General features: G+C 64.1%; 13 protein-coding genes. 2 read left to right on the forward strand and 11 right to left on the reverse strand.

All coding sequences use genetic code 11. The features are described 5' to 3' along the window. Positions 1-14: 14 nt before the first annotated feature. From CH278_RS26130 to CH278_RS26170, 9 genes are read right to left on the reverse strand one after another with little or no spacing between them, the layout of a single operon-like run. Positions 15-1,205 (reverse strand): CaiB/BaiF CoA transferase family protein, encoded by a 1,191-nt coding sequence (locus tag CH278_RS26130; RefSeq protein WP_032369045.1) that lies wholly within the window; start codon positions 1,203-1,205, stop codon positions 15-17. Continuing rightward, positions 1,202-2,668, reverse strand: a complete 1,467-nt coding sequence (locus CH278_RS26135; protein ID WP_094623267.1) for a dihydroorotase — start codon at positions 2,666-2,668, stop codon at positions 1,202-1,204. The genes CH278_RS26130 and CH278_RS26135 overlap by 4 nt, the downstream gene beginning before the upstream one ends. 27 nt (positions 2,669-2,695) lie before the next feature. Next, positions 2,696-4,060, reverse strand: a complete 1,365-nt coding sequence (locus CH278_RS26140) for an FAD-dependent oxidoreductase (RefSeq protein WP_094623268.1) — start codon at positions 4,058-4,060, stop codon at positions 2,696-2,698. Continuing rightward, the gene (locus CH278_RS26145; protein WP_094623269.1) at positions 4,057-4,689 is read right to left on the reverse strand and encodes a hypothetical protein; all 633 of its coding nucleotides are present in this window, start codon (positions 4,687-4,689) and stop codon (positions 4,057-4,059) included. Before CH278_RS26145 ends, CH278_RS26140 begins: the two co-directional genes overlap by 4 nt. A gap of 13 nt (positions 4,690-4,702) precedes the next feature. Then, entirely contained in the window at positions 4,703-5,407 is a 705-nt protein-coding gene (locus tag CH278_RS26150; protein ID WP_032369048.1) for an ABC transporter ATP-binding protein, read from the reverse strand. Continuing rightward, complete coding sequence (locus CH278_RS26155; RefSeq protein WP_094623304.1) at positions 5,404-6,126, reverse strand: ABC transporter ATP-binding protein; 723 nt, start codon at positions 6,124-6,126, stop codon at positions 5,404-5,406. Before CH278_RS26155 ends, CH278_RS26150 begins: the two co-directional genes overlap by 4 nt. Next, positions 6,123-7,166, reverse strand: coding sequence for a branched-chain amino acid ABC transporter permease (locus CH278_RS26160; protein WP_094623270.1), 1,044 nt, complete (start codon positions 7,164-7,166; stop codon positions 6,123-6,125). Before CH278_RS26160 ends, CH278_RS26155 begins: the two co-directional genes overlap by 4 nt. Next, positions 7,163-8,152, reverse strand: a complete 990-nt coding sequence (locus CH278_RS26165; protein ID WP_094623271.1) for a branched-chain amino acid ABC transporter permease — start codon at positions 8,150-8,152, stop codon at positions 7,163-7,165. The genes CH278_RS26160 and CH278_RS26165 overlap by 4 nt, the downstream gene beginning before the upstream one ends. Beyond that, complete coding sequence (locus tag CH278_RS26170; protein ID WP_027497866.1) at positions 8,149-9,369, reverse strand: ABC transporter substrate-binding protein; 1,221 nt, start codon at positions 9,367-9,369, stop codon at positions 8,149-8,151. The genes CH278_RS26165 and CH278_RS26170 overlap by 4 nt, the downstream gene beginning before the upstream one ends. 211 nt (positions 9,370-9,580) lie before the next feature. On the opposite strand from CH278_RS26170, the gene CH278_RS26175 reads away from it, so the two are divergent. Further along, the gene (locus tag CH278_RS26175; RefSeq protein ID WP_032384779.1) at positions 9,581-10,369 is read left to right on the forward strand and encodes an IclR family transcriptional regulator; all 789 of its coding nucleotides are present in this window, start codon (positions 9,581-9,583) and stop codon (positions 10,367-10,369) included. After that, on the forward strand, positions 10,366-11,193 hold the full coding sequence (locus CH278_RS26180) for an HpcH/HpaI aldolase/citrate lyase family protein (RefSeq protein WP_094623272.1): 828 nt from the start codon (positions 10,366-10,368) through the stop codon (positions 11,191-11,193). The genes CH278_RS26175 and CH278_RS26180 overlap by 4 nt, the downstream gene beginning before the upstream one ends. A gap of 50 nt (positions 11,194-11,243) precedes the next feature. Here the strand turns inward: CH278_RS26180 and CH278_RS26185 are convergent, their stop codons facing one another. Both CH278_RS26185 and CH278_RS26190 read right to left on the reverse strand, forming a co-directional pair. After that, on the reverse strand, positions 11,244-12,662 hold the full coding sequence (locus CH278_RS26185; RefSeq protein ID WP_094623273.1) for an MmgE/PrpD family protein: 1,419 nt from the start codon (positions 12,660-12,662) through the stop codon (positions 11,244-11,246). Beyond that, a complete protein-coding gene (locus CH278_RS26190; RefSeq protein WP_027497869.1) occupies positions 12,659-13,471 on the reverse strand; it encodes a cyclase family protein in 813 nt (270 codons plus the stop codon). The genes CH278_RS26185 and CH278_RS26190 overlap by 4 nt, the downstream gene beginning before the upstream one ends. Between the last annotated feature and the right edge of the window lie 78 nt (positions 13,472-13,549).

Genomic DNA, 13,549 nt, shown 5'->3' on the forward strand with positions numbered 1-13,549 from the left:
ACCGCGGGATCGATCTACACCACGCTGTCGCGTCGCATGGCCTCGATCTCGTCCGCCGTACAGCCGAGTTCGGACAGTACGTCGTCGGTATCGGCCCCGTGCCGTCGACCGGTGTGCCGAATTCGGCCGGGGCTACCGCCCATCCGCCACATGACATTCTGCATACGGACCGGCCCCAGATCGTCGTCTTCCACGGTCGTCACCATCTCGATGGCATTGACCTGCGGATCCGACAGCAGTTCGCTGGGTTTGTACACGGGAGCGACTGCAGCACCTGCCTTCTCGAACTCGTCGATGACGACGTCCCGCGTCCGCTCGGCGATCCAGCCCCCGACGTAATCGTCCAACAGATCCGCGTGCGCTGCGCGCTGCCGGCCGGTGGCGAACCAGGGTTCGTCGAGCACCTCGGGGTGGCCGACGAGAACGAGGACCCGCTCGGCGATGGAATTGGCACTGGTCGAGATCGCCAGCCAATGGCCGTCCGCCGTCTTGTACAGGTTGCGTGGTGCGTTGTTGCTGGACCTGTTTCCGGTGCGCTCCTGGTCGATACCCAATTGGTCGGCGTAGATGACGCCCGGGCCGACTGCGGCCATGATCGGGCTCAACAGGTCGAGGTCGATGACCTGCCCCTTGCCGCCGTTGTTGGTGCGGTGCAGCAATGCCATGGACACTGCCGACGAGCCCGCTATTCCGGCAAGGGAATCGGCGAGCCCGAATGCGGGGAGCGTCGGCGGGCCGTCGGCTTCACCGGTCAGGTGGGCGAAGCCGCTCATCGACTCGACGAGTGTTCCGAATGCGGGCCTGGTGGAATACGGACCGGTCTGCCCGAAACCGGTGACACGCAACAGAATCAGGCCGGGGTTCACCTCGGACAGGACGTCGTATCCCAGCCCCCAGCGCTCGAGTGTGCCCGGCCGGAAGTTTTCGACCACTACATCGGCCTCTGCCGCCAGACGCCGAAAGATCTCCGCTCCGCGCTCGTTGCCGAGATTCAACGTCATCGTCCGCTTGTTGCGGCTGATCATCGTCCACCACAGCGGGTGTCCGTCCTTGTCCAGACCGTGTCCGCGCATCCCGTCGGGCTTCGTGGGGTGCTCGATCTTGATGACCTCGGCACCGAAATCACCCAGGATCTGCGCGACGAGCGGCCCGGCGAGGATCGTCGAGATATCGAGTACCTTGACGCCCTCGAGCGGCCCCGTCACAGGTACGGGCGGTGCAGGTAGCGACCGGCGGGCGCGCCGGAGACGGCACCGTCAGCGAGCACACGCTGTCCGCGGACGAACGTGTCGGTCACCTTGGCACCGAGTTCGAAGCCCTGGAACGGCGTGTATTCCTGGGCCGACTCGGAGCCTTCGGGGCTCACGGTCCAGGTGTGATCGGGGTCGACCAGCGCGAGGTCTGCATCCATCCCGACGGCGATGTCGCCCTTGCCCGGCAGGCCGTAGCGCAACGCCGGGTTGAGGGACGTGAGCTCGGCGATCCGGCGCCAGCTCAGCCCGCGCTTGCGGCCTTCGCTGACCAAACCGGGGAGCAGGTACTCGGCCCCGCCGAAGCCGGACTTGGCGGCGAAGATGTCGCCGCGGTCCTCGGCGAACTTCTTCTCGTCCTTGCAGCACGCGTGGTCGCTGACGACCCAGTCGATATCGCCGGCCAGCAGGTGCTCCCACAACGCTTCGACGTCGTCTCGAGGACGCAACGGCGGGTTGACCTTGCCGCCGAGTCCGTAGGCGGTGTCGATATCTGCCAACAGGTGCCCGATGGTCACCTCACGACGGAAGTTCACGTGCGGGAAGGCTTTCGCCATCCGCATTGCCGCCGTCAGCGCCTTGCGCGAGGACAGGTGCAGCAGGTTGATGTTCGGCAGCTGCGTCTCGTCGGCCAGGAACGACGCGATCGTGACGGCGAGGCCCTCGGAGTGCGGTGGCCGTGACGCGCTGTAGGCGGCCAGGCCTTGCAATGTGCCTTCTTCTTCGACGATCTTGGTGTACGCACTCATGATTTCGGCGGTCTCGCAGTGCAGCGACAGCGAGATGTGATCGGCCTTGTCCGGGAACTGTTCGCGCGCAGCCTGAATTCCGCGCATCACGAACTCGAAGTGCGCCAGATCGTAACGCTCACCCTTGGGCGTCATCAGGAACTCGCTCTGGTCGGTCGAGCGCCCGTGCAGGCCGTGGCTGCCGTAGAACATGAAGATCTTGAACGAGGTGACGCCATGCTCGGCGATAAGTGCCGGGATTTCGTCGATGTGACCCTTGGACATCGGTGCCAGGTGGTAGGCGTAGTCCACGTACGGTCGGCCCTCGGTGGCCTCGAGCACGGTCGGGAAGACGTCGGCGTAGGAGCCGCCGGTGTTCATGTAGTACTGCCCGGTACGCATGTAGGACAGCGAGGTGGTGACGCCGCCCTGCACGCAGGCCCGCGACTCGATCTCGGCGTCCTCACCGAGCGAGTTGTAGATACCCCAGTGCTGATGCGCGTCGACCACTCCGGGGAACGCAACCTTGCCTGCGGCGTCGATGACCGTGTCGATTCCGGCGGCATCGATTCCCGCTTCGATGCGGGTGAACTTGCCGTCTTCGATGAGAAGGTCGAGGAACTCCCCCTCGTCGGGAGCGTCCGATCCCGGTCGCACGATGCGGGCATTGGTGATCAACAACGTTGACATGGTTGTCCTTTCGAGATTTTTCACTAGTTAGGAAGTTGTGAGAGAACTGGCCGCGAGGTACGCGAGCCCGAGCGCGGGCAACAACCCGTTGCCCGCCAGATAACCGGCGGCCCCGTGGCCCGAAATGCCCATTGCCGCGCCGCCGGAGGCGAACAGGCCGTCGATTGCAGACCCGTCGGGCCGCAGTACTCGCGCGTTCTCGTCGACGACGAGGCCGCCCTGCGTGTGAAACAACGCGGGGACGATTTTGATGGCCGCGTACGGTTCGGTCAGGGTGTGCTCGAAAGAGCTGCGGCCGAACGGATCCGGCACGTCGCCCTGTGCATACCCTGCCACAGCCGCGAGTTCTTCTGCCACCGCCTCGGCCGGCAGGCCGGTCGCGTCGGCCAGAGTTGCAGCGTCATCGGCCCACACTGCCGCACCGGAGGCCACCGTCTGCTCGAAGTCCTTGAACGACAGGCACTTGTCGTAGACCTCCCTGTCGATGACGACCCAGCCCTCGGATCCGGGCCGAGCCGCGAGAGCGGCGGCATATTCGGAGTAGCCGGTGGTTTCGTCACCGAATCGGCGGCCCGTTGCGTCGAGCACGATTCCGCCGTGCATCACAGTGGCCCAGCCGACGAGCGTCGTCGCCTTCTTCGACAGTGCCGCGTGCCCCTGATAGGCGTCGAGGTACGCCGCATCCGCTCCCAGCTTGCGCCCGATGGCGAGAGCATCTCCGGTGGAGTGCTCGCTGCCGTGGTACCGCGCCGACGATATTTCCGGAGCGTGCTGCTCCACGAGAGCCTCGTTCGCGCCGTATCCGTTGGTGGCCAACAGTACTGCGCGAGTAGGGATGACCTCGGTGTTGCCGTCGGGCAGCGTGACAGTCACCGCGTCCACTCCACCGTCGAGGTCGACCGACACATCGGTGAGGCGCGCCGGAACCAGCATGTCGATCCGAGGCTCGGCCGCCACAGCGCGGGCGAGGTGATCGAGCATCGCGCTACCGTGTCGGCCTTCGACCGTGTGACAACGTAATCGGGAGTGCCCCGGGTACGCGAAGTCGGTCACCAACGCCAGCGGAAGATCCAGATGATCTGCCAACCATTCCACCAAGGGAGCGCTGACGTCGGCAAGCGCCGTGGCCAACCGAGCGTCGGCTGTGCCCTTGGTCTTGCGCAGCACGTCGTCCACGAACTGCTGCGGTGAGTCGTCGATTCCCGCGTCGCGTTGCCACCGCGAGCCCGCGCCCGGGATCATCGCGGTGGACATCGCCGTGTTGTTGCCGCGCCGGAAGTGTTCGCTCGCCTCGACCACCAATACGTCGAGACCGAGCTGAGCAGCCCTGAGCGCCGCGACGAGTCCGCCGCCCGCACCTGCAACGACGAGATCGGGGCCCTCCGCGCTCATGCGAGGACCTTCAATTCGCTGCGAAGTCCCAGCAGTCGTAGCGCCGTTGCTGTGGGGTCCACTACCCACGGAGACACCGGAGGATCCGTCAGGTCGACTGCCGAACAGGCGTTGATTGCGACGTCGCAGTGCAACTCGCGCGCGTGCTCGGACACTGCTCGTACCCACGCCCGAGTATCGGCGATGTCGTGAACACCCAGTCCCAGAACAACAGTGGCCTCGGCGACGAGACCGTAGAAGCCGAGCCTGCGGTCCAGTTCGGCGGCGATGGCCTCGTTTCGGGCCAGAGCGCCGATGCGGCTTCCTTGGGATGCGTGGAACGACGCGGTCAGTCGAGTCAATCCGTACAGGGGTACAGCAAACGAGTCCGCTTCCTCTGCGCACGGATCCAGCACGCAGTCGGGCAGGAAGCCGTCTGCTTCGGTGTCGCGTAGAGCATGAAAGGCCGCAGACAGGACATCCTCGGAACGTCTGATGTCCAATTCCGTGTCGAGCGCATCGGGCGCGTCGGGTCCGATGTTGCGGAGTTCGACAGTGACGCCGGACGGGGCCAACTGGTCGTACCGACGCTGCCGACGAGCCAGTTCGGCAGAGTCGACGTCGATCGGGGTGAAAGCCAAGAGGTGCATGTGCGTGGGGCTCCTAAATGCCGAGGTACGCCGCTTTGACGCGTTCGTCGTGTGCCAGTTCGGAACCGCTGCCGGTCAACACGATCGAGCCGCTCTCGATCACGTAGGCGCGATCGGAGATCGCCAGTGCCTGCGCGGCGTTCTGTTCGACTATCAGCACCGTCACGCCGGAGTCGCGGATGCGCACGATAGCGTCGAGAACCTCCGCGGCGAGTTTCGGTGCCAGTCCGACGGACGGTTCGTCCAGCGTCAGCACCCGGGGACGGGCCATCATGGCTCGTCCGATGGCCAACATCTGTTGTTGCCCACCGGACATGGTGTCGGCGCGTTGTTCCCGGCGTTCGGCGAGGATGGGGAACAACTCGAAGACCGAATCCAACGACGAGCGTACGGTTCCGTGCTTCTGCGAGTAGGCACCCATCTCGAGGTTCTCTGCTACGGAGAGGCTACCGAACAGCGCGCGGTCCTGCGCCACGTGGACCAGACCCGCCTTGACGATTCGGTCGGCACGCATGCCGTGAATGGGGTTTCCGTCCAACATGATTCGGCCACCCGACGTGGTGACGAGGCCGGACAACGCACGTAGCGTCGTCGTCTTACCCGCACCGTTGGCACCGATGAGCGAGACGATCTCGTTCTTGTCGACCCCCAGCGTCAGTCCGTGCAGAATCTCCAGCCTGCGGTAGCCGGCGTGGAGGTCGTCGATTTCGAGCATCATGCGGTCTTCTCCTCACCGAGGTAGGCCTCGACGACTCGTTCGTCGGCGACGACAGTGCGCGGGTCGCCCGAGGTCAACACAGCGCCCTCGTGCATGACGACCAAACGCTCGGACAACGCCATCACCGCTGCCATGATGTGCTCCACGAACATCACCGTCTGGCCTTGCTGATGTACGCTGCGCAACAGCTCGATCATGGGTGCGCGCTCGGCGGGGACGAGCCCGGCCAGTACTTCGTCGAGCAGAACGACCTGCGGCTCCATCGCGAGAGCCCGCGCGAGTTCGAGTCGCTTCAACCCCGCAGTGGACATGGTCGAGACCTTGCCGCCGACCTGATCCGACAGTTGGACCCGGTCGAGCACTTCGAGCGCGTGGCGTCGAGCATCCTTGCGCGACTTACGCTTCGACAGTGCGGCAATGGTGACGTTCTCGAGTACCGACATCGACTCGAAGGGGCGCATCAACTGGAACGTACGCACCAGACCGGCCCGCGCGATCTTGCTCGCCGGCCATCCGGTGATATCCGTTCCGTCGAAGATCACTCGGCCTGCTGTCGGGGGCTGCTCACCCGACAGCAGGGAGAACAGGGTCGTCTTACCGGCCCCGTTGGGGCCGATGATGCCGAGGAATTCGTGCTCGGGCACGTCGAGGCTGACCTCGCGTACCGCGTGGATTCCCGAGAAGGACTTGCTCAGGTTCTCGATGCTCAACAGGCTCATCGGTTCCACCTCTCACGGATTGTCCCGAAGATTCCCTTGGGCAGGAAGATCACGATCAGAATCAGGATCACCGAATAGGCGGCGACGTCCAAACCGATTGTTCCTTGCAGGAATTCGAGGAATTGCGGCGGGTTTCTGAGCAACTGGTTGATCAACTCGGACAGCGGCCCGATGACGGCGGCACCGATCACCGGACCCCAGATCGTTCCGATTCCGCCGATGACCGCCGGCACGATGGCTTCGACGGATACCGCCGAGCCGAAGGCCTGCTCGGGGCCGACGAAGAAGTAGTACTGCGTGTAATAGACGCCGGCGACGGCGGTCAGCGCACAACTCGCCGCGACGGCGATCAGCCGATACTTCATCGTGTCGATACCGAGCGATGCTGCGGCTGTCTCGTCGTCGCGGGTGGCCTGGACGAACTGGCCTGCACGAGAACGCGTGTAGAAGATGGTGCCGAGAACCGCGAGAGCAAGTATCACCAACGGGATCCAGAGGTAGTTGGCGCTGCCCTTCTCGAATTGCAACATCCACCACGAATCACGAGGCAGAATCGGCACATTGAAGCCCTCGGTCTTGTTGAAAACCTCGAGATTCTGGACCAACAGCAGGAACATCTGGGCGAAGGCGAACGTGGCCAACGCGAAGTACGAACCGGCAAGCCGGTAACGCAGACACAGATAGGCGATCAGTGTGCCCACCACAGCGGCGATACACGCGGCCACGATCATCGAGATCCACGGCGACACATCGTGTTCGACGAGCAGGAACGCACCCGTGTAAGCGCCGATGCCGAAGAACGCGGCGTGACCGAAGCTGAACATGCCGCCGAAGCCGCTCATGATGTTCCAGGCCACCGCCATGATCGCGAAGATCAACGTGCGGACGGCCACGGTCTGCGCCTGCTCGCCCAGCATCAACGGCAATGCCGCGACGACGACGAATCCTATTGCCAGCGTGATCAGTTGGCGACGAAGCCACGTGTCCTTCAGTCGTGAATCGTCCTGCACCGGGGTGGGTGCGGTACCGGTCGTTGTCATCGGCGAGCTCCGTACAATCCTTCGGGCTTGAGAAACAGGACGAGGACGAACACTGCGAACACGAGGATCAGCGAGCCCGTTCCGGGTAGGTAGAGCGCGCCGACCGTCTGCACGAGCCCGATGACGAGCCCGCCGACCACGGCACCGACCACGCTGCCGAGTCCGCCGAGAACGACGATGACGAACGCCAGAATCGTGAACTGCTCGCCGACCGACGGCGTGAGGCTGGTGAACGGCGTCATCAATCCGCCGGCCACAGCCACACAGGCCGCGCCGATTCCGAAGGTGAGAGCGTAGACCCGGCCGATGTCGACGCCGACGAGCTTGGCCCCCTCCGAGTTCGACGCAACTGCCCTGATCGACAAGCCGAGCGGCGTCCGCTTCAACACGGCGGTCAACGCAACGGCGACGAGCGCAGCACCGATGAACGCCACCACACGTGGCCATGATGCGACGGCCCCGAGCACGTTCAGCGAACCGTCGATCGGTGCCTGCACCGACTGTGGACGTCCGCCGAAGATCATCAACAGCACGTTGATGATCAGCAGCGACAGACCGAGAGTGACCAGCAGCGGGCCGTCGTGGCTCCCGCTGATCGTCAGCTTGGTCAGCAACGTCGCCTGCACGATCATGCCGAAGACGAACATCAGCGGAACCGCCACGAGTGTCGCGACGTAGACCGGAAGGCCTGCCGTGGACAAGGCGTAGACGATGTACATGGCCATCGTCAGCATCGCTCCCTGGGCGAAGTTGACGATGCCGAGAACGCCGAAGATGAGCGTCAACCCGACCGAGATCAGTGCGTAGACGCCGCCGAGCAGCAGACCGGAGACGACCGCCTGGGTGACCAGTCCCTGGTCCTTACCACCGACGAAATAGATGACCGCCATGACGACGACGATCGCGGCCAGCACGGGAGCACCGGGGCCGAGACCCGAGAGTCCGCGCTTTCCCGCCTTGTCGACGGTGGGGGCCGCGGACGTCATTGTCCCGCCCCTACCGGGAACTCGATTGCGTCCGTTGCGAACTCTTCGGGGAAGACCTGGGCGATCGCACCGTCGCGTACCTGGGTGACGATGACGGTCGCGTTCTTGTTCTCACCGGTTTCGTCGAACTCGATCGGCCCACTGAACGCGAGCAACGGATCCTCGATCGAGACGCCCGCAATCGCGTCCCGCAGATCCTCGGGGTCGGTCGAAGCGCCGCCTTCCAAGCCGGCCGCGATAACCTCGACTGCCTGGTAGGACAACATCGCTGCCGTTTCCATGGGTCGCCCGTACTGAGCCTCGAAGCGTGCACGGATGTCGGTGACGCGGTCGCTGGTGGCATCGAAGTGGTAATTGGCACTGAGAACGCCTGCGCCGGCAGCACCGGCATCGCTCGGGAAGGAGCTGTCGTCGAACGCGCCGTTGGCAATTCCGTACACGCCCTTGACGTTCAGGTTCAACTGCTCGACCGCGCGAGCGATCAACAACCCGTCCGGGTAGTAACCGGTGGCGACGATGACATCGGGATTGGACACGGCTGCCTCCCGAACCTGGGTGGTCGCGTCCGAGAAGTTCGTTGCCGGATAGGTGATTTCCTGCACGGAGGAGATTCCCTGATTTGCTGCTTCGGCCTCGAAGGCGTCGAAGACGCTGTCGCCGAACGAGCCTTCGATGTGCAGATACGACACTCTGTCGATGGCCTGGCCGGTCTGCTCCTCGATCGCGGCGAGCGCCTTGGCACCGTCGGTGCCCATGCTCGAGGCATTCGGCTGCATACGGAACGAATACTGGTAACCCTGTTCGAGAATCTTGTCGTCCACCGCGACGTCGATGACCAGGGGCACACGAGACCGTTCGGCGACCGACGCGACGTTCTGCGTCACGTCGCTCTGGTACGTACCGACGAGGGACACGGCACCGTCGTCGATCAAGCGTTGTGCCTCGCTCTGGCCGACTTCGGCCTTGCCCTGGCTGTCACCGGACACCAGTTCGAGTGACCGCCCGTCGAGGGCAGCGATGCCGCCTGCCGCATTGATGTCGGAAACTGCCAGCGCTGCACCGTCGTTCATCAGACCACCCACACCGGCGAGCGCACCGGTGGTGGGGTGCACCGAGCCGATCTTGATCGGCCCCGAATCGTCCGAACCCGATGAGGATCCACACGCTGCCGCACCCACGACCGCAACCGCTGTCAGCACACCTACGAGCTTCTTCATTGTTGTGTCTGCCTTCCGCACCCACCGGCGCCGAGTCGAACAAGAGGGCGGAACTCGATCGTTCCGCTGAGCGCACCATCAGATTGATGACTTTTCTCGCTGGAACCGAGTATGTCACGCATCACGCGCTCAGAACAGGACCTTTCGTCAAATTCTTGTTACGGGTATGGTTCGCCCAGCGGAACGCTGGAACATCCGAAAGGTGACACACATGGTCAGCAAGCCGGTACTGGAAACATCGACGGGCACGGAGTCGGCAGATCGTGTCGCCGATGTGCTCATTGCTTTCGCACAATCCGATCGGGCCCTGGGGGTTTCGGAGATCGCACGCAGACTCGAACTGAGCAAGGCCGTCGTGCACCGAATCCTGCAATCGCTGGCGTCACGCTCGATCGTGCAGCCGGTCGTGGGAGAGTCGACATACGCCCTCGGTCCTGCGGCTATCGGCCTCGGAACCAAGGCGTGGAGCCAGCTGGACGTCAGGTCCGTCGCTGCCCCGGTCCTGCGTTCCCTGCGCGCTCAAACCCGTGAGACCGCAACTCTGTCGGTCCTCGTCGGGCATCGACGCGTGTACCTCGACCAATACGAGAGCCCGCAAGAGGTGAAGATGGTGGTCGAGATCGGGCCCCAGTACGCCTTGCACTCAGGAGCATCGAGCCGCGCGATATTGGCCTTCCTGCCCGAACGCTTTGCGGTGGAGGCCTTCCAAGAGCTGCGGGCACACTCCCCCGATGCCGACGAAAGTCGCTTCCACGCAGGACTTCAGGACATCCGCACCAATGGGTACGCCACCTCCACGAACGAGCGGAACACCGGAGCTGCCTCCATTGCGGCACCGTTCTTCGACGGGGCCGCACATGTACTCGGCTCTGTCAGTTCGTCCGGTCCGGCCTTCCGCTACTCGTCCTCGGCGGACGACGAACACATGATTCATGCCCGCCAGGTGGTCGCCGCCGCGACATCGATCACCCAGATCCTGGAAGCTCGTACAAGCCGATGACACTGTCCTCCGCCCGGTCGTTTCTCTATGTTCCTGCGGTCAAGCCCGAGCTGTTCGACAAGGCAGTACGAGGCGCGGCCGACGCCGTCATCATCGACCTCGAAGACGCAGTTCCGTTGCCGTACAAGGAACGAGCTCGCCACGACGTCGCGCAGTGGCTCGACATCACAGAGCCGACCGCCACCGAAGTATGGGTTCGCGTCACCCCCGAATTCCTCGAGGAGGATCTCGACGCGGTAGGCAGGGTGGGGATCACCGGCATCATGGTTGCAAAATGTTCGGTGGATTCGCTCACCCATGCCGACCGAATTCTCTCCGAGAGAGGGCTCCCCGATGTCGAATTGATCGGTCTCGTCGAAACCGCCCACGCACTGCGTGCCTTGCCGGAGATGGCCCGCTGCAACCGAATTCGCACGTTCGGGATAGGCGAGGTCGACCTCTTGGCAGACCTGCGCATCACCCGCTCCGAGGACACGGCGACGGTGATCGACGGAATCCGCACGAGCATCGTGATCGACTGCGCTGCAGCTGGTATCGCAGCCCCGATCGCACCCACATCGACGGACTTTCGAGACCTCGCCGGCTTCGAGACCACCACCGCACGGTTTGTCGAGATGGGCTTTCGAGCCCGAACAGCACTGCACCCCAGCCAGGTGCCCATCATCAACGCCGCACTCACACCCACCGACGAAGATGTGAACGCCGCTCGGAGGTTGCTCGAGCTGTACGACGCAGCTCACGGAGGACCGACAGTCGACGACTCCGGCCGATTCGTCGACGAAGCCGTGGTTCGTGGAGCTCGGGAAGTCCTGGCTCGCGCGTAATCAGCCGAACTACTGCACCGCCCAGCCGAGAACTGGGCGGTGCAGCGCTTCTACTGGTTCTTCGATACCGTCAGGGGCGCAAGCAGTTCGGTGATGCTCGACAAGTCGCCGAGTCCATGGCAACGACCGGCCAACGCACCGAGCTCGGGCTCGCTCAGGAACTGTTGCGCGTTGCTGGTGAACTTGGCCGACACCTCCTCGAACGACAGCGGCCTTTCCGGACCACCGCGAGTCGTCAGGACTTCTTCGACGAGTACGGAACCGTCCGTCATCGTGGCCGTCAGGACCGCCGGGAACTGATGGGGGAAAATGGCGTCGCACCGTGAATCCGGCACCACCGAGATCTTTGCCATCAACTCTCGCCGCTGCGGATCGTTGGCCAACTCGTCGGAGTAGTCCTCGAGAGCGGCACCGAGTCCCCCACCGCCCAGCAGTCCGACGACCACGGCGTACGGGCCACTGAACTGAGCCATATAACCGGTTGCAGGAGTGCGCTTGACCTCGATGGGTTCACCGATCGTGCGCAGGTTCGCGGCCGGGACACCCAGCTCCAATGTGCCGATGTCCTCCAACATGATTCCGCGCTTGCGGAGCGCAGCCCCTGCGTCGATGGCGGCGTGGGTGAAGTGGTTGGCCGGATACGGCTTGAAGAATATGGCCGGAACCGCCCACTCGGTACCGAGGCCGGCGACTATTTCGTTTGCCCGGCCCGGTTCGTGCAACCAGGCTTGGAAGAACCCGAACCGGCCCTCCAGGACCGTCGGCGGGCCGGTGATCCCGTGCCGGGACAGTCCCGCGGCCGACAGTGCGGAATGTGCGGCCCACCCGCAGTGCATGCGCTTGACGGTTCCGCCGGTGCGGTTGGCTTCGATGATGCCCGATGCCATCGACGCCGCAATGCCCATGGTGTCGACGATCCCGGTCTCGGAAGCACCCCCGATGACGGCAGCCGCTACGGCACCACCCATCGCGCCGCAAATGGAGGTTGCGTGTTGGCCGTGCTCGAAGAACACCGAGTTCTTGGCGTCCGGGTCGAAGCCTGCCATGCCGAGCCGAACGCAGACCTCGAGGCCGATTGCGATGCCGCGCACCAGGGCGCGGCCGTCGGCACCGTGTTCCTGGGCAGCAGCCAAGGCAGCGGGAACCACGCTGGCGCTCGGATGCAGGATAGAGGGCAGATGTGTGTCGTCGAAGTCCAAGGAGTGCGCGAGCACCCCGTTGACGAATGCGGCGAGCATGGGCGGTAGCGCGACGTCGACTCCGATGGCTGTCGCCGTCGCAGTGCCACCCTGTTCGCACGCCCATGCGATGGCGGCGCGGCTGGTATCGAGGTCCGTGGCCGCGACCGCGATTCCGAGGGTATCGAGAACGCGCATACCGACCGAGGCCACCACATCTTCCGGCAGATCCTCGTATCGCGTGTTCACAGCGAACCGCGCCACCTGCTGCGCGAGGGTGAGTTCACTCATGCGGACGTCACCGCCAGAGGGCGAACCGGCGAGCCGGTTGCACCGAAGATGTTCAGCGGCACCAGCAGGAACGTGAACTCGAAGATCTCCTGACGCGACAATTCTTCGAGGTCCAACGCTTCGATGATGTAGATTCCGCTCTCCACCAACAGCACTCGGTGTGCGGGCAGGAGAGCGTGACCTCCGCCGGGGGCGAGTCGTTCGAACGCGATGGTGTCGGCACCAGCCGCGTGCACCTGCAGGGCAGCGAGCCACTGAGCCCCGGCTTCGCTGACCCCCGGCACGCCGGAAGGGCCTCCGACGTAGGGCAGGCCTTCGTCGAAGAGCTGACCCCAGCCGCTGCGAATCAGCACTACGTCGCCGGTACCGATCTCGACCGACTGTGCAGCGCAGGCAGATTCGAGATCGTCGACCGTGATCTCGTAACCTCCGTCGCAGCGACCGACACCGAGAAGCCTGGGGATGTCCAGCAGTACACCGCGCCGGATCATCGGTGCGATGGTGTGCACGCCGTGCTCCACGTACTTTCCACCGAGGCAGGACTGGCCCGCGTCGGCACCGCCGTGCAGTTTCCCGTTGTGACTCACGTGCGCAAGCGCGTCGATGTGGGTTCCGACGTGGGTACCCGTCGTGATCATGTCGTTGGCTGCACTACCGCCGTCCGACCGTGTCATGTCCCCGTGTCTGCGCGGCAGCGTGTGCCAGAACTGCGGGTGATTGGGCGACTGCGGCATTCCCACTCGCAATTGTCTCCCGAGATCCACCGTGTGCACGCCCTGCTGGACGGCATCGAGGAGTTGATCGGACATTGATTGTCTCCTTCTACTCGCTGAGCGCGCCGATCACGTCAGCAATGCATTCGTTTCGCCAAGCGGAACATTGTGGAG

Origin of the sequence: Rhodococcus sp. 05-2254-5, from assembly GCF_002258575.1 — a bacterium.
Lineage (GTDB): Bacteria > Actinomycetota > Actinomycetes > Mycobacteriales > Mycobacteriaceae > Rhodococcoides > Rhodococcoides fascians.